The organism is Klebsiella sp. 18074, from assembly GCF_902705905.1.
Classification (GTDB): domain Bacteria; phylum Pseudomonadota; class Gammaproteobacteria; order Enterobacterales; family Enterobacteriaceae; genus Klebsiella; species Klebsiella terrigena.
In genome coordinates, this window is the sequence record NZ_CACSIS010000024.1 from 62,081 (window position 1) to 78,903 (window position 16,823).

The 16,823-nt window shown below is 62.1% G+C and carries 14 protein-coding genes; 9 read left to right on the top strand and 5 right to left on the bottom strand.

The window, feature by feature from the left end; genetic code table 11:
- Window positions 1-4 precede the first annotated feature (4 nt).
- The 9 genes from xylB (at window position 5) to GVK32_RS21160 (ending at window position 10,369) form a co-directional block, all read left to right on the top strand.
- Window positions 5-1,468, top strand: a complete 1,464-nt coding sequence (xylB, locus tag GVK32_RS21120; RefSeq protein ID WP_159866315.1) for a xylulokinase — start codon at window positions 5-7, stop codon at window positions 1,466-1,468.
- A 132-nt stretch (window positions 1,469-1,600) separates the two neighbouring features.
- Window positions 1,601-2,878 carry an RbtT/DalT/CsbX family MFS transporter gene (locus GVK32_RS21125; RefSeq protein WP_159866318.1) on the top strand — a complete coding sequence of 426 codons (1,278 nt, stop codon included), beginning with the start codon at window positions 1,601-1,603 and terminating at the stop codon, window positions 2,876-2,878.
- Window positions 2,879-2,929: 51 nt separating this feature from the next.
- Window positions 2,930-3,592 carry an HAD family phosphatase gene (locus GVK32_RS21130; protein ID WP_159866321.1) on the top strand — a complete coding sequence of 221 codons (663 nt, stop codon included), beginning with the start codon at window positions 2,930-2,932 and terminating at the stop codon, window positions 3,590-3,592.
- Between the two features lie 316 nt (window positions 3,593-3,908).
- Window positions 3,909-5,063: a mandelate racemase family protein gene (locus GVK32_RS21135; protein ID WP_159866324.1), complete on the top strand. Its 1,155-nt coding sequence runs from the start codon at window positions 3,909-3,911 to the stop codon at window positions 5,061-5,063.
- Window positions 5,064-5,191: 128 nt separating this feature from the next.
- Complete coding sequence (locus GVK32_RS21140; RefSeq protein ID WP_159866327.1) at window positions 5,192-6,814, top strand: ABC transporter substrate-binding protein; 1,623 nt, start codon at window positions 5,192-5,194, stop codon at window positions 6,812-6,814.
- Complete coding sequence (locus GVK32_RS21145; RefSeq protein ID WP_159866329.1) at window positions 6,811-7,848, top strand: ABC transporter permease; 1,038 nt, start codon at window positions 6,811-6,813, stop codon at window positions 7,846-7,848. Before GVK32_RS21140 ends, GVK32_RS21145 begins: the two co-directional genes overlap by 4 nt.
- Window positions 7,845-8,750: an ABC transporter permease gene (locus tag GVK32_RS21150; RefSeq protein ID WP_041146413.1), complete on the top strand. Its 906-nt coding sequence runs from the start codon at window positions 7,845-7,847 to the stop codon at window positions 8,748-8,750. The genes GVK32_RS21145 and GVK32_RS21150 overlap by 4 nt, the downstream gene beginning before the upstream one ends.
- Window positions 8,722-9,585 (top strand): ABC transporter ATP-binding protein, encoded by an 864-nt coding sequence (locus GVK32_RS21155; protein ID WP_159866383.1) that lies wholly within the window; start codon window positions 8,722-8,724, stop codon window positions 9,583-9,585. Before GVK32_RS21150 ends, GVK32_RS21155 begins: the two co-directional genes overlap by 29 nt.
- 10 nt (window positions 9,586-9,595) lie before the next feature.
- Window positions 9,596-10,369 carry an ABC transporter ATP-binding protein gene (locus GVK32_RS21160; RefSeq protein ID WP_159866332.1) on the top strand — a complete coding sequence of 258 codons (774 nt, stop codon included), beginning with the start codon at window positions 9,596-9,598 and terminating at the stop codon, window positions 10,367-10,369.
- Between the two features lie 41 nt (window positions 10,370-10,410).
- On the opposite strand, the gene yegS is transcribed toward GVK32_RS21160, so the two are convergent.
- From yegS to GVK32_RS21185, 5 genes are all read right to left on the bottom strand, one after another.
- Window positions 10,411-11,304 carry a lipid kinase YegS gene (gene yegS / locus GVK32_RS21165; protein WP_159866335.1) on the bottom strand — a complete coding sequence of 298 codons (894 nt, stop codon included), beginning with the start codon at window positions 11,302-11,304 and terminating at the stop codon, window positions 10,411-10,413.
- A 269-nt stretch (window positions 11,305-11,573) separates the two neighbouring features.
- On the bottom strand, window positions 11,574-12,935 hold the full coding sequence (yegQ, locus tag GVK32_RS21170) for a tRNA 5-hydroxyuridine modification protein YegQ (RefSeq protein ID WP_159866338.1): 1,362 nt from the start codon (window positions 12,933-12,935) through the stop codon (window positions 11,574-11,576).
- A 269-nt stretch (window positions 12,936-13,204) separates the two neighbouring features.
- Window positions 13,205-13,927 carry a two-component system response regulator BaeR gene (gene baeR / locus GVK32_RS21175; RefSeq protein WP_159866341.1) on the bottom strand — a complete coding sequence of 241 codons (723 nt, stop codon included), beginning with the start codon at window positions 13,925-13,927 and terminating at the stop codon, window positions 13,205-13,207.
- Window positions 13,924-15,411 carry a two-component system sensor histidine kinase BaeS gene (gene baeS, locus GVK32_RS21180; protein WP_159866344.1) on the bottom strand — a complete coding sequence of 496 codons (1,488 nt, stop codon included), beginning with the start codon at window positions 15,409-15,411 and terminating at the stop codon, window positions 13,924-13,926. The genes baeR and baeS overlap by 4 nt, the downstream gene beginning before the upstream one ends.
- Window positions 15,408-16,823 (bottom strand): MFS transporter, encoded by a 1,416-nt coding sequence (locus GVK32_RS21185; RefSeq protein WP_159866347.1) that lies wholly within the window; start codon window positions 16,821-16,823, stop codon window positions 15,408-15,410. Before GVK32_RS21185 ends, baeS begins: the two co-directional genes overlap by 4 nt.

Consider the following 16,823-nt stretch of genomic DNA (forward strand, 5'->3'; position numbering starts at 1 on the left):
GGCTATGTACTTAGGGATCGATCTTGGCACGTCGGAAGTGAAAGCGCTGGTCATTGACGAGAACAACGACGTCGTCGCCAGCCATAGCGCGCCGCTGAGCATTCAGCGGCCCCATCCTCACTGGTCAGAACAGGCGCCGCAGGCGTGGTGGGAAGCCACGGAATATCTGATGACCACCCTGCGGGAAAAGTGCGGCCCTCACTGGTCGGCCATCAAGGCGATTGGCCTTTCGGGGCAGATGCACGGCGCGGTGCTGCTGGACGAGCGCGGGGAGGTGATCCGCCCGGCCATCCTGTGGAACGACACCCGCTGCGCCGACGAGTGCCGCGAGCTGGAGGAGATGGCCCCCGAGCTGCACCAGGTGGCGGGAAACCTGGCGATGCCCGGCTTTACCGCGCCAAAGCTGCTGTGGGTGCGCCGCCACGAGCCGGCCAACTTCCAGCGCACGGCGACGGTGATGCTGCCGAAGGACTATCTGCGCTACCGGATGACCGGCCGCAAAATCTCCGATATGTCGGACGCCGCCGGGACGCTGTGGCTGGACGTGGCGAAGCGCGACTGGTCCGATGCGCTGCTGGACAAGTGCGGCCTGTCGCGCAGCCATATGCCGACGCTGGTCGAAGGCTGCGAGGTTTCAGCAACCCTCGATCCGCAGGTGGCGGAGCGCTGGGGGCTGAACGCGTCGGTGGTGGTGGCTGGCGGCGGGGGCGATAACGCGGTCAGCGCCATTGGCGTTGGGGCGGTCTCGCCGGGCGATGCCTTTATCTCTCTCGGGACCTCCGGCGTGCTGTTCGTGGTGACCGACGCCTATCGTCCGGCGCCGCAGTCGGCGGTTCACGCCTTCTGCCACGTGCTGCCGAACCTGTGGCACCAGATGAGCGTCATGCTCAGCGCCGCCAGCTGCCTGCAGTGGTTCTGCCGTCTCACCAGCACCACCGAGGTCGCTCTGCTGGAGGAGATTGCCCAGCTCAGCGAGGAGGAGAAAGCCAGTGCGCCGTTCTTCCTGCCGTACCTTTCCGGCGAACGCACCCCGCATAACGACCCCGATGCCCGGGGGATGTTTTGGGGGATGACGCACTCCAGCCTGCGCGCGCAGCTGGGTTACGCGGTGCTGGAGGGCGTGAGCTTTGGCATCAACGACGGGCTGCAGGTGCTGAAGGAGAGCGGCACGCGGATTGATCAGTGCTCGCTGGTCGGCGGCGGCGCCCGAAGCCCGTTCTGGGCCCAGCTGCTGGCGGATATTCTCGCGATGCCGGTGGTCACCCACAAAGGGGGCGAAACCGGCGGCGCGCTGGGGGCGGCGCGGCTGGCCTGCCTGGCGGCAGGGAAACCGCTGGCCGCGGTGTGCGAAAAGCCGGAAGTCTGGCAGACCTGGCGCACGACGCCGGCCCGCCATCAGGCACTGATGCAGCGCTATGCGCAGTTTAAAGCCTTATATCTCAACGACCTGAATTACCGTCAGCGCTAAATATCAATAACATACCCTAACGAGTTCGGGCCGCGGGAAGGCAACGGCCTGCGGCCTGAACGATGAGGGGTAGAACAACCGCCCCGGTGGCGTCATCGGAGCGAACTCCTGTACCCTGCAAACGAGGTCATTATGTCCGCAACCAATAAACAGTGGCTCGGTCTGCCCCTGAATCTGATATGGGGATACATTGCTATCGCCGTGTTTATGACCGGCGACGGTTTCGAGCTGGCTTTTCTCTCGCACTATATCAAAGAGCTGGGCTTCACCCCGGCGCAGGCCTCTTTCGCCTTTACGCTGTACGGCCTGGCCGCCGCGCTCTCGGCGTGGATTTCCGGCGTGGTGGCGGAGATTATCACTCCGCAGAAAACGATGATGATCGGCTTCGTGCTGTGGTGCGTGTTCCACGTTCTGTTCCTGATTTTTGGCCTCGGACACGCTAACTACCCGCTGATCCTGCTGTTCTACGGCATTCGCGGCTTTGCCTATCCGCTGTTCCTCTACTCGTTCATCGTGGCGATTATTCACAACGTCAAAAGCGACAGCGCCAGCTCGGCGCTGGGCTGGTTCTGGGCGGTCTATTCCATCGGCATCGGCGTGTTCGGCAGCTACATCCCGAGCTTTACCATCCCGCATATCGGCGAGCTCGGCACGCTGTGGCTGGCGCTGGTGTTCTGCATCACCGGCGGCATTATCGCGATGGTCGCGCTGCGCAAAATCGAAACGCCGCGGCATATGCAAAACCTGACCACCCGCGAAAAGTTTGCCGAGCTGGGCCGCGCGGTCACGCTGCTCTACAGCAATCGCAATATTCTGCTCTCCAGCATGGTGCGTATTATCAACACCCTGTCGCTGTTCGGCTTTGCGGTCATTATGCCGCTGATGTTTGTTGACGAGCTGGGTTTCACCACCTCGGAGTGGCTGCAGGTGTGGGCGGTGTTCTTCTTCACCACCATTTTCTCCAACGTGCTGTGGGGGATCCTCGGCGAGAAGCTGGGCTGGATCAAAGTGGTGCGCTGGTTTGGCTGCGTCGGCATGGCGCTGTCGAGCCTCGCCTTCTACTACATTCCGCAGCACTTCGGGCATAACTTCGCCATGGCGCTGATCCCGGCGGTTGCGCTGGGGATCTTTGTTGCCGCCTTCGTGCCGATGGCCGCCGTGTTCCCGGCGCTTGAGCCGAAGCATAAAGGGGCGGCCATTTCGGTCTATAACCTGTCGGCGGGGCTCTCCAACTTCCTCGCCCCGGCGATAGCGGTGGTCCTGCTGCCGTACTACAGCACCATTGGGGTGGTTATTGCCTACACCGCGCTGTACGTGCTGGCGTTCTTCCTCTGCGCGTTTATCCGCGTCGAGCAGCCGGGCTTTAGCCAGCAGCCGGCCGGCAGCGGTAAAAGCGTCGAATTTTCCTGATGAGAGTCTACGGGCCGCGATCGCAACGTCGCGGCCCGCCTGAGGTGGATGATGAGTATTAAAGCGGTAATTTTTGACATGGACGGCGTGCTGATTGACTCGGAAGGCCTGTGGCGCCAGGCGCAGATGGAGGCCCTGGCATCTCTGGGCGCGACGGCCAGCGTCGAGGAGTGCGAAACCTTGACCAAAGGCAAGCGGCTGGACGACATTGCGCGCATCTGGTGCCGCCACTGCCGGCTCAGCGTCGCGCCGCAGCGCCTGCAGCAGACTATCCTGCAGCGGGTCACCGGCCTGATTACTGCCAGCGGTGAGGCGATGGAGGGGGTCAATGACGCCTTAGCTCATTTCCGCCGCTGCGGCTATAAGATTGCGCTGGCGACCTCCTCGTCCCATCAGGTTATTGCCGCCGTGCTGGATAAGCTCGCCCTGCGCCCCTGGTTCGACGCGATCTCCAGCGCCGACGACGAAGCCTGGGGCAAGCCGCACCCGGCGGTCTACCTCTCAACCCTGCGCAAGCTCAACCTCCGCGCGGAGCAGTGCCTGGTTATCGAAGACAGCGCCAGCGGCTTTCAGGCCGCCCGGGCCGCGGGTATTCCGACGATAGCGGTGACTGAAGATTGCCAGCATCAGCAGTTCCACGGCGCGGTTGCCCGCCATCACTCCCTAACCGAGCTGCTGCTGTCGCGTGACGAACGCGTTAAGGCGGCCGGATAGTCACGAACCGGTGAGCGCAGGATCCCTGGAGGTGTAAACGGTCGGTTTATCTCTTTTCTGCGCTCATTTTTCACACTTTTCCCCTGGCGATCGCCCTCACATTTCCTCTCTCTTTTGTGAAAACAATCACGTCCTGTCGTGCCGATGCCCAAAATTCGGTCGTTGCATAGCGGAATTTGTCCGAGGAAGTGTTAATGATTTGTGCTTAAATTAATAATTGAAACGCCTTTTCAATTATGTGAACCCATTCAACATGCTTATCAGTTGGGCGAATTTTGGCCATATGGGTTCAGGTGCATCGTACTAAGGACAAAGAATGAAAATTGAATCTGTAACCGTCACCGTTTTTCACTATCCCACCCGGCGGGTTGCCGATAGCGCCGGGCACTCTCACCCGGGAGCGGAAGGGCTGGCGAAAATGGCGATGCTGACCATCACCGCCGATGACGGCACCCAGGGCTACGCCTTCGCGCCGCCGGAAGTGGTGCGCCCGTTTGTGGTGGACACTTTTTTCCGTAAGGTACTGGTGGGGCAGGATCCCTTTAATCGCGAGCGCATCTGGCAGGATCTTAACCACTGGCAGCGCGGCAGCGCCCACCAGCTGACCGAGCGCGCGCTGTCGTTTGCTGAACAGGCGCTGTGGGATCTGCTGGGCCGCAGGCTCAATATGCCGGTCTATAAGCTGCTGGGCGGCTATCGCGATAAGGTGCCGGCCTACGGCAGCACCATGTGCGGGGACGATCTGCCCGGCGGCCTGTCAACGCCAGATGAGTTCGCGGCGTTTGCCGAAAAGCTGGTGGCGCGCGGCTACAGGGCCATCAAGCTGCACACCTGGATGCCGCCGATCGCCTTTGCGCCGAATCCGAAGATGGATATCAAAGCCTGCGCCGCGGTACGTGAAGCGGTTGGCCCGGACGTTGAGCTGATGATTGACGGCTACCACTGGTACAGCCGCGCCGAGGCGCTGTGGATTGGCAAGGAGCTGGAAAAGCTCGACTTCGCCTGGTTTGAAGAGCCGATGGAGGAGGATTCGATGTCGTCCTACGCCTGGCTGGCGGAAAACCTGACCATTCCGATCGTCGGCCCGGAGAGCTTCGGCGGCAAGCATCATATGCGCGCTGAATGGGTGAAGGCCGGAGCCTGCGATATTTTACGCGCCGGGGCCAACGGCGTCGGCGGGATTACGCCCACCATGAAGGTGGCGGCGCTGGCGGAGTCTTTCGGTATGGACTGTGAGGTTCACGGCAACGGGGCGGCGAGCCTGGCGGTGGTGGGGGCGATCCGCAACTGCCGCTGGTACGAACGCGGTCTGCTGCATCCGTTCCTCGATTACGACGCGCCGGCCGCCTATCTCAACAGCATCGTTGACCCGATGGATGAGCAGGGCTTTGTGCATTTGTCACAGCGCCCGGGCCTCGGGGAAGACATCAACTTTGCGTATATCGAAGCCAATACCGTTAGCCACGACTGATTAATAAAAAGTCCGCATGCTGAAGGCATAGCGGATATGGCCGAACGGATAACAATGATAAAACAGGCCCTGAGTCAGCCGCTGCGGCGTAAATGATGACGGGCGTGTACCCTACAGGCGAAAGATAGATGAAGAAATCCTCCTTACTGGGAGCGTGCCTGCTCGCGCTCGCCGTGACGCTGGGGAGCGGGGCGAGCTACGCCAAAACGCCGCCCGACCAGCTGATCGTCGGTATGAATATGAATAACCTGCTGACACTCGACCCGGCGGCCATGACCGGCAACGAGGTGGTGGGGGTAGTGGTCAATCTTTACGATTCACTGGTTGAACTGGACCCCGAGCAGCTCACCAACGTGCGCCCGGCGCTGGCTAAATCCTGGGAGATAAGCCCGGACGGCGCGACGCTGACCTTCCATCTGCACGACAACGTGACGTTTCACTCCGGCAATCCGCTGACCGCGGCCGACGTGGTGTGGTCGATGCGGCGGATCCTGCACCTTAACCTCGCCCAGGCCTCGGTGTGGAAATCCTACGGCTTCAGCAAAAGCAATATCGATAAGCAGGTGACGGCGCTGGACGACGTGACGGTGCAAATCACCCTGCCGAAGGCCAACGATCCGCAGCTGGTGCTCTACTCCCTCGGCGCGCTTGGCAACCTTGGCGTGATCGACAGCAAAACGGTGCAAAGCCACGCGCAGGATAACGACTGGGGCAACCGCTGGCTGACCACCCACGAAGCCGGGTCCGGGCCGTTTATGCTGGAAACCTGGCAGGCGAAGGAGGTGCTGCGCATGCAGCGCAACCCGAACTACTGGCGCGGGGAGGCGAAGATGAGCCGGGTGGTGCTGCGCCATTTTCAGGAGTCGCAAACGCTGCGCCTGATGATTGAGAAGGGCGATCTCGACATCGCCAACAATATGGCGGTATCGGATATCAACGCCCTGCGCAGCAACCCGCAGCTGAGCGTCGATGCGGTGCAGCGCGGAACGATGTACTACGTGGCGATGAGCATGAAGGAGGCGCACTTCGCCAACCCCAAGGTGCGCGAGGCCCTGCGCTACCTGATTGACTATCAGGGGATTAACCGGGCGCTGATGCCGGGCTACGGCGTGCTGCACCAGCGGCCGATCAAAGCGGGCATGCCCTCGACGCTGCCGGACCCGGGCTACCGGCTGGATATTGCGCGGGCGAAAAAGCTGCTGGCGGAGGCGGGCTATCCCGACGGTTTCACTACCACGCTGCGGGTGCTCTCCGACCAGCCGTTCCTCAATATCGCCATTGCCGTGCAGTCCACGCTGATGCAGGCGGGCATTAACGCCAAAATTATTACCGGTACCGGCAACCAGATCTACGGGGCGATGCGCGAGCGTCAGTTCGACCTGCTGGTGGGCCGCGGCGGCAGCGGGATGGAGCCGCATCCGCACTCCAGCCTGCGGGCGCTGGTCTATAACCCGGATAACAGCGACGCCGCGCGGCTGACCAACTTCCAGGGCTGGCGGACCGGTTTTTACGACCAAAAGCTCAACGCGATGATCGACGGCGCGCTGCTCGAACGCGACCCGCAGAAGCAGGTTGCCGACTACCGGGCGATTCAGGCCCGCTACGACCAGCTGATCCCGGCCCTGATCCCGCTTTCACAGATGGTTGATTCGGTGGTGGTCCGTCGGGAGGTGCACGACTATCGGCCGCATCCGTCCGCCACCACCTTTTTACGCAAAGTCTATAAAGTCAGCGAAGGAGAGAAAGGATGAGTACACGCCTTTTCGCGCCCGGCTCCCGCGCCCGGCGTTTGGCTAAACGGCTGCTGCAGGTGGCGATCACGCTGTTCGGCCTGCTGCTGCTCACCTTCACCATCGGACGGGTGATGCCCATCGACCCGGTGCTGGCGATTGTTGGCCCGGATGCCGACCACGGCACCTATCAGCAGGTGTACCACCAGCTGGGGTTTGACCAGTCGCTGGTCACCCAGTTTGCCATCTATTTCGTCAACCTGCTGCACGGGGATCTGGGCAACGCCCTGCTGACCGGGAAACCGGTGATGGACGATATTATTCGCGTCTTCCCGGCGACCATGGAGCTGGCGACGATGGCGATTATCGTTGGCGCCGGGCTCGGTATTCCGCTGGGCGTGCTGGCCGCGGCGCGGCGCAACAGCCTCAGCGACTACGTGGTGCGTATTATTAGCCTCGCCGGCTACTCGACGCCGATCTTCTGGGTCGGGATGATCGGGCTGCTGGTGTTCTACGCCTGGCTCGGCTGGGTGGGCGGCGCCGGACGGGTGGATCTCGGCCTGGACGGGATCGTGCCGCGGCGCACCGGCCTGATGACCGTTGATGCGCTGCTGGCGGGGAATGGCCAGGTATTCTGGAACGCCATCAATCATCTGATTTTACCCGCTTCGCTGCTCGGCTTTCACTCGCTGGCCTACATCAGCCGCATGACCCGCAGCTTTATGCTGGCCCAGCTGTCGCAGGAGTTCATTATCACCGCCAGGGTGAAGGGGCTCACCGAGCGGCAGGTTATCTGGCATCACGCCTTTCGCAACATACTGGTGCAGCTGCTGACGGTCGTGGCGCTGGCCTACGGCGCGCTGCTGGAAGGGGCGGTGCTGATCGAGACGGTCTTCTCGTGGCCCGGCTTCGGCTCCTATCTCACCGGCAGCCTGCTGCTCGGGGATATGAACGCGGTGATGGGCTGCGTGCTGCTGGTGGGGGGCATTTTCGTGATGCTCAATTTGCTTTCCGACATGCTGTACCAATTCTTTGACCCGAGGACCAAATCATGACGGTTTCGCTGGATACCCCGCTGCGAGGCGGAACGAACGAGGGCCGTCAGCGGATAGTTCGCGGGCTGAGGCGCGGCGCCGGGTTTATCGGCAGGATGGCGCGCAATCCTCTCACCGCGATCGGCGGCGGGATTATCGGCCTGCTGCTGGTGGTGGCGATTTTTGCGCCGCAGATTGCCCCCTATCACCCGCTGGTGCAGGACCTCAACAACGCGCTGGCGGCGCCTAATGCGCAGCACTGGTTCGGCACCGACGAGTTTGGCCGCGATATCTTTAGCCGGCTGGTCTACGGCTCGCGCATCACGCTCTATATCGTGCTGCTGGTGTCGGTGACCGTCGGGCCGCTGGGGCTGCTGCTGGGAGTGAGCGCCGGCTACTTTGGCGGCAGGGTGGATATGGTGCTGATGCGCGTCACCGATATCTTTATCTCCTTCCCGAGCCTGGTGCTGGCGCTGGCCTTTGTGGCAGCGCTGGGCCCCGGCCTTGAGCACGTGGTGATTGCGATTACGCTGACCGCCTGGCCGCCGATTGCGCGTCTGGCCCGCGCGGAAACGCTCTCCCTGCGGCAGGCCGATTTTATCTCGGCGGTGCGTTTACAGGGCGCTTCTGCGACCCGCGTGCTGTGGCGGCACATTGTGCCGCTGTGCCTGCCGTCGGTGATCATCCGCATCACCATGAATATGGCGGGAATTATTCTGACCGCCGCCGGGCTGGGCTTTCTCGGCCTCGGCGCCCAGCCGCCGGATCCGGAGTGGGGGGCGATGATCTCCAGCGGTCGCACCTACATGATGGAGTGCTGGTGGGTAGTAACGATCCCGGGGCTGGCGATCCTTATCAACAGTCTGGCATTCAACTTCTTAGGAGATGGCCTACGTGACATCCTCGATCCTCGTAGCGAATAGCGCACCGCTGCTCGACGTGCGCGACCTGTGCGTCGACTTTGTTAACGGCGGCGCGGTCACCCATGCGGTGCGCGGCGTCTCCTTCCAGCTGGGGCGGGAGAAGCTGGCGATTGTCGGCGAGTCCGGCTCGGGCAAATCCACCGTCGGGCGCGCGCTGCTGCAGCTGCATCCGAAAAAGGCGCGGGTTAGCGCCAGCCGGATGCAGTTCGCCAACCTTGATTTACAGCAGCTCAGCGAGGCGCAGATGCGCGCCGTGCGCGGCAAGCGCATCTCCATGATTATGCAGGACCCGAAATACTCGCTCAATCCGGTGGTGTGCGTCGGCGATCAGGTGGCTGAAGCCTGGCTCACCCACCATCCCGGGCGTAAAAACGAGGCCAGAAGCAAAGCGCTGGAGATGCTGGAAGTGGTACGGATCCGCGACCCGCAGCGCGTCTATCGGCTCTATCCGCATGAAATTTCCGGCGGCCAGGGGCAGCGCATCATGATCGCCATGATGCTGATCGTCGACCCGGAGCTGGTGATTGCCGATGAGCCCACCTCGGCGCTGGACGTCTCGGTGCGTCTGCAGGTCCTCGGCCTGCTCGACGATCTGGTGCAGTCGCGCGGGCTGGGGCTGATATTTATCAGCCACGATATCAATCTGGTGCGCAGCTTCTGCGATCGGGTGCTGGTGATGTACGCCGGGCGGGTAGTGGAGTCCATTGCCGCCAAAGACCTTGATAACGCCCGCCATCCCTATACGCAGGGGCTGATTAACTCCCTGCCGGATATGCAGCGTCGCCGCCCGGTGCTGCCGGTTCTACAGCGCCAGGCCAGCTGGCTGACGGAATAAGGAGAGCCTGATGATTGACGTACAAAACCTCAACCTCGCCTTTGGCGAGGGCAGCAAGCGTAGCCAGGTCCTGCATGACGTGAGTTTTCACGTCCGTCCCGGCGAGATCTACGGCCTGGTGGGGGAGTCCGGTTCCGGCAAAACCACGGTGCTGAAGTGTCTGGCCGGGCTGTTCACCCACTGGCAGGGGGCGATGGCGATCGACGGCCGCGGGCTGGAGCATAAAATCAGCCGCCAGCGCTGTCGCCAGGTGCAAATGGTCTTTCAGGATCCCTACGGCTCGCTGCACCCGCGGCATACCGTGGGCGATATTCTTGAGGAGCCGCTGCAGATCCACGGCATCGGCGATCGCGATCGGCGGGTCAATACGCTGCTGGACAGAGTGGGGCTAAATCGCGCCTTTCGCGACCGCTATCCGCACCAGCTTTCCGGCGGCCAGCGCCAGCGGGTGGCGATCGCCCGGGCGCTGATCCTCGAACCCCAGGTGCTGCTGCTGGATGAGCCCACCTCGGCGCTGGACGTTTCGGTGCAGGCCGAGATCCTCAACCTGCTGGCGGAACTGCAGCGGGAGGCGAAGCTCACCTATTTAATGGTCACCCACGACCTTGGGGTGATTGCCCATCTCTGTCATAAGGTGGCGGTGATGCAGCACGGGCAGATCCTCGAAACCCTGACGGTGGATGCGCTGGTCAACGGCGAGGCGCAGGCGGCCTATACGCAAATGCTGGTCAATGCCAGCCGGCAGTATACCCGGGAGATGGCGCGGGAGGTGGCCGCGTACTGAATGACGCTCGGCGGCCTATCGCCGCCGCCGAGCGCCGGGGATTATTTCAGCAGCGCGCAGTCCGGCGGCAGCCGGCAGCGCAGGGCGCCGGGGAGAATTTCCATGCGGAAGGTTTTGCCGCTCAGCGGCTCGCCGTCGAGGTTAAAGGTCATCTTGTGGGCGGCGGTAATTTCAAACCACGACGACACGCCGTCCACCAGGTTAGGGGAGTTGTCGGGATTGGCCAGCGTGCTGAACAGCGCCGGCAGCAGCTCCTGGCCGGTAAAGATGCGCAGATGCAGCAGCCCGTCGTTGATTAACGCCTGCGGGCACAGCTGCTGGCCGCCGCCGGCCTGACGTCCGTTGCCGATGCCGATCACCAGCGCGTCCCCTTGCCAGGAGAAGTTTTCCCCGCGGATTTCACAGCGGTCGGGCTTGAGGGTATCCATGCGCATCAGGCCGTGGATCAGGTAGGAGACGCCGCCCAGCGCGGCCTTAAGTTTTTCCGGCGTTTCGGTGGTGATCCGGGTGCCGAAGCCGCCGGTGGCCATATTGATAAAGCCGGTTTTATCGTTGACCCGCGCGACGTCAATCGCGATATCGCGCCCGACGATCGCCAGCTTGAGGGCGCTGGCGAGGTCCTGCGGGATACCGACGCTGGTGGCGAAGTCGTTGGCGGTGCCGAGGGGGATGATCCCCAGCGCCGCCTTGCTGCCGCGCTGAACCAGCGCGGTGGCGACTTCATTGATGGTGCCGTCGCCGCCGCCGGCAATCACCGTGCCGACGTTAAGCCGTTCGGCCTCATCGACGAAGCGCTCGGCGTCGCCTTTTTCCCAGGTGACGCGGACGTGGATATCGACGCCTTCGTCGCGTAACAGAGTTATCGCTTCGCGCAGCTGCGGCTCATTAGCGCCTTTGCCATTCAGGATCAGTAAGCTGGACGGAAACGTTGACATGATGGTTGCCTCATTGCACAAGATGCAGACAGTGTATCTCAGGTTGGCGGCGATGAAAATTTTACGCGAAAAATCGTGAGGATAGCGGGCGGCGGGATTAAAAAATGAGCCCGCGTAAGGGAGATTACGCAGGCTAAGGAGGTGGTTCCTGGTACAGCTAGCATTTATGGGTTATGTTTTTCAGCGAAATGGATAATAACGACTTTAAGCGAAACGGTATGTGATCCGTTTCTAATATCCGTGCATCCTGAAAAAATAACCCCGGTAAACTAGCTGCTGTGCGGGTTTCGGGTGCTCTGGCCGGTGAAGTTGCGCATCAGCAGCGCGTACTGCAGCACCATATCTTCCGGTACCGGCAGCCAGACCGTGTAGCCATCGCCGGGGGCGACCGGCATCACTTCGCCTTTGGCATTTTCCATATGCTCGAGGGTGAAGTTGACGTTGCCCTGCGGCGTCATCAGCTCAAGGCTGTCGCCGAGGGTGAATTTGTTTTTCACCGCCACCGCCGCCAGCTGGCCGTTACGTTCGCCGGTAAACTCCCCGACAAACTGCTGGCGCTCTGACAGAGAGTAGCCGTACTCGTAGTTCTGATAGTCATCGTGGGTATGGCGACGCAGGAAGCCTTCGGTATAGCCGCGGTGGGCCAGTCCTTCGAGGGTTTCCAGCAGGCTTTCGTCGAAAGGTTTGCCGGCGGCAGCGTCGTCGATCGCCTTGCGGTAGACCTGCGCGGTACGGGCGCAGTAGTAGAAGGACTTGGTGCGGCCTTCGATTTTCAGCGAGTGCACGCCCATCTTGCTCAGGCGCTCAACGTGGGCGATGGCGCGTAGATCCTTCGAGTTCATGATGTAGGTGCCGTGCTCGTCTTCGAAGGCGGTCATATATTCGCCCGGACGCTTGGCTTCTTCAATCATAAATACCCGATCGGTCGGCTCACCGATCCCCAGCGTTGGCTCAACGTTCTGTACCGGGATCGGCTCATGCTTGTGGACGATATTGCCAACGTCGTCCTGCTTGCCTTCCTGGACGTTATATTCCCAGCGGCAGGCGTTGGTGCAGGTGCCCTGGTTCGGGTCGCGTTTGTTGATATAGCCGGAGAGCAGGCAGCGGCCGGAGTAGGCCATGCACAGCGCGCCGTGAACGAAAATCTCGAGCTCCATATCCGGTACCTGGCTGCGGATTTCGGCAATCTCTTCCAGCGATAGCTCGCGCGAGAGAATGACCCGGCTGAGCCCCATCTGCTGCCAGAATTTTACCGTTGCCCAGTTGACGGCGTTGGCCTGGACCGAGAGGTGGATCTGCATCGCGGGGAAGTTTTCCCGTACCAGCATGATTAAGCCCGGATCGGACATGATCAGCGCATCCGGCCCCATTTCCACTACCGGCTGCAGATCGCGAATGAAGGTCTTCAGCTTGGCGTTATGCGGCGCGATATTCACCACCACGTAGAACTTTTTCCCCAGCGCATGGGCTTCGTTGATGCCGAGCTGCAGGTTTTCGTGGTTGAATTCGTTATTGCGCACGCGCAGAGAGTAGCGCGGCTGGCCAGCATAAACGGCATCTGCGCCGTAGGCGAAAGCGTAACGCATATTTTTCAGCGTTCCCGCCGGGGAAAGGAGTTCCGGTTTAAACATGATTTTCTCGTTCTGATGACAGGTCAGATTCGCCGCAGCTGATGGGCGAGTTGGGGAGTGTCCCCACATTAAGGGCGGGCATTGTAGCGCCGTGGGGCAGGCAGGTAAACCCTTTCCCGCCGCCTGCGCCGGTCGGCGGGTCAATTGCGGCGATTACGGCTGCTGCGAGGATGAGTCGGCGCTATAGGGACGATAATGCCGGAGGAGTTTTTAGCATCAAAAAATTACCCGCCAGCAGGCGGGTGATGGCAAGAGTATAAACGGCGGGGCTATGCCAGCCGGCAGGCGTCCGCCTCCCAGCGGTAGCCGACGCCGTAGACGGCGCGGATAAACGACTGCTCGGCGTCCAGCGACTCCAGCTTGCGGCGCAGGTTTTTAATATGGCTGTCGATGGTGCGGTCGGTGACCACGCGATAATCATCGTAGAGATGGTTCAGCAGCTGCTCGCGCGAGAACACTTTGCCCGGCTCCTGGGAGAGCGTTTTCAGCAGGCGAAACTCCGCGGGGGTGAGGTCCAGCAGCTTGTCGCGCCACGAGGCCTGAAAGCGCCCTTCATCGACGATCAGCGGGCTGTCGGCATCCAGCGCCTGCAGCTCCGGGCGCGGCCGGCAGCGGCGGAGGATGGTTTTCACCCGCGCCACGACTTCACGCGGGCTGTAGGGCTTGCAGATATAGTCGTCGGCGCCGATCTCCAGCCCCAGCAGGCGGTCGATCTCCTCAATTTTGGCCGTCACCATCACCACCGGAACGTCGGAGAAACGGCGAATTTCGCGACACAGCGTCAGGCCGTCGGTGCCTGGCAGCATCAGATCCAGCAGGATCAGCTGCGGCGGCGTCTGGCGAACGTAGGGCAGCACCCGATCGCCGTGGTTAATCAGCGTCGGCGCGTAGCCTGCGGCAAGCAGATAGTCGATCAGCAGCTGGCCGAGCTTGGGTTCATCTTCCACGATAAGAATACGCGGAGTGTTTTCATCAACAGGTAATTCAGTCATACGTCTCTCGGTAAATCGCGTTCCAGAGGTAACTCTACTTTAATGCTAACCCCGCCAAAAGGCGAATGGCCGGCCCGTAAGGTGCCGCCGTGGGCGGCGACGATATTCACGCAGATAGCCAGCCCAAGGCCGGAGCCGCCGCTGGCGCGATTGCGCGAGCCTTCTGCGCGGTAGAAGCGTTCACAGAGGCGCTCCAGCTGGGCGTCGCTGACGCCAGGGGCGCTATCGGCGAAGTCGACGATCAGCATCCGACCGCTTTGCGCGGCGCTAATCAGCAGCTTGCCGCCGCTGTCGGTGTAGCGAAGGCTGTTTTCCAGCAGGTTGTTGAAAAGCTGCATCAGGCGATCGCCGTCGCCGAAAATCATCGCGCTTTCCGGCAGCGATACGCCGATTTCCAGCCCGCGGCTGGCGAAGCGCTCGCGGAAGGCTCCCGCGGCGACTTCCAGCAGGGTGATGATATCCACGGAGGTTTTCTGATAGGCCAGCGCGCCCTCGTCCGACATCGACAGCTGGTGCAGATCGTCAACCAGCTTGGTCAGGGTAGCGACCTCCGCCTGCAGGGAGGGAATGGAGTCCGGGGTGAATTTGCGCACTCCGTCCTGAATGGCCTCCAGCTCGCCGCGCAGAACCGCCAGCGGCGTGCGCAGCTCGTGGGAAATGTCCGCCATCAGGTCGCGGCGCATCTGCTGGTTGCGCTCAAGGGTGCTGGCGAGCTGGTTAAAGTCCTGCGCCAGGCGGCCAAGCTCGTCGCCGCCGCTGGCGGTGACGCGGGTGGAGAAATCCCCCGCCGCGAGGCGATGGGTTCCCTCAACCAGCCGCTTGACCGGCGCCAGCAGGCCGCGCGCCAGCGGGAAGGTGGCCAGCGCCGCAAGGATGGTCGCGAGGGCTACAATCAGCCAACTGGTGCGCTTCTGCTGACGATCGAAGTTGATATCGGTATTGCGGGTTAAGCGCTCTACCGGCGAGGCGATGACCGCCCCCACCGCGGCGCCGTCAACGAGGATCTCGCGGCGGGTGCCGTCTTCGGGCACCGGCTCGCGCGGGCCGACCAGCACCCGGCCATTCTGATCCACCACCCAGAACATCGTCCGCCAGCCGTGCGGCGGAATATCCGGCCCGGGACCGCGCGGCCCGTTATCCGGCAGCGGGCCGCGGTCTGGCCCGGGACCCCGATCGCCGTCAGGCCCTGGGCCGTGGCCGGCGGAGGAGCGATCGTCGTTGTCGCGCTCAAAGGTGCGCAGCAGCTGGAAAATAAAGCGGTCGTTGTTGCGCAGGAACTTCCAGCTGCCGTGCTGGGCATACTGCTCGCTGAGGGCGTCGCCAAGCATCGTCAGCCGCTGTTCGTTGCCGCGCTTAATGTAGTCGATAAAGCCGCGTTCAAAGCTGATACGCACCGCCCAGTGCATGCTGATCAGCAGCACGATACAGGTGGCGAAGATGGCGAGAAACAGTTTGCCGGTAATGCCGGGACGCCAAAACTTCACGGTTCACTCCTTTTGCGGCGGGCGATGACGGTATTGCCTTCGATGTCATCCGGCACGCGGGAAAAAATAAGCGCCGGCAGCGCAATAATGACCGCCATGCTCAGATAGGTGTAGAGAAAGACCTGATGCGCGGTCGCCGCATCGGCGCTGAGGTGCTGCTGGCCGAACATCCCCAGCAGCATGCCGGCGATGGTTACGCCAATGCTCATCGCCAGCTGCATCACCATCGACAGCATGCTGTTGCCGCTGCTGGCCAGCGGGTCCGGCAAATCCTTCAGCGTCAGGGTATTCATTGACGAGAAGCGGCTGGAGTTGATCATGCCTTGTAAAAACAGCACTACCGGCAGCAGCCAGTACCAGCCCGCCAGCGCGACGGCCATAAACAGCAGGCTGACCAGCGCCAGGCCGAGGGTGGCGACGGTCAGCACCCGGCGGTAGCCAAAGCGGTTCACCACCTGCACCACGATGCGCTTCATGCCCATGCTGCCGAGCACCATCGGGATCATCATCAGGCCGGCGTGAAACGGCGTGAAGCCGAGGCCAATTTGCAGGAATACCGGGGTCATAAACGGCAGCATGCCGCTGCCGATGCGCCCGGCAAAGCTGCCGCCGAGCCCGAGGGAGAAGGTGCGGTTGCGGAACAGATCGAGGCTGAACAGCGCCCCGTCGTTGCCCCGCGCGTGCCACAGATAGAGCCCAATGGAGGCGATGCCGATGGCCACCAGCGCCGCCAGCAGCAGCGGAGAGATGCCGAGGCCCTTTTTGCCGTCAAGGGCGAGGGTCAGCGTCGCCATGCCGGCGGCGAGCAGGATAAAGCCGAGCATGTCAAAGCGCCGCGTCTGCAGGGTGTAGTTCGGCATCAGCGAGAGCGTGGCGATAGCGCCAATAATGCCGACCGGAATATTGATTAAAAAGATCCAGTGCCAGGAGGCATATTCCACCAGCACGCCGCCGAGCGCCGGGCCCAGCAGCGGCCCGACCTGGCCGGGAAGGGTGACGAAGGTCATCGCCGCCATATACTGCGAGCGGGGGACGATTTTCATCACCGTCAGGCGGCCAACCGGCACCATCATGGCGCCGCCGACGCCCTGCAGCACCCGGGCCAGCACCAGCTGGTCGAGGGTATTGGCCAGGGCGCAAAACAGCGATCCGAGAGTGAAGAGGATAATGGCGCTGAAAAAGATATTGCGTACTCCCACCCGGTCCGCCAGCCAGCCGCTGGCGGGCAGCATAATCGCCACCGTCAGCACGTAGGAGACGATAACCATATGCATATGCAGCGGGCTCTCCCCGAGGCTTTTGGCCATCGAGGGGAGGGCGGTGTTAACGATAGTGGTATCCAGCGACTGCATAAAGAAGCCGAATGCCACTATCCATAGCTGCCAGCGTACGCTGGACGGGAGATCGGTCAT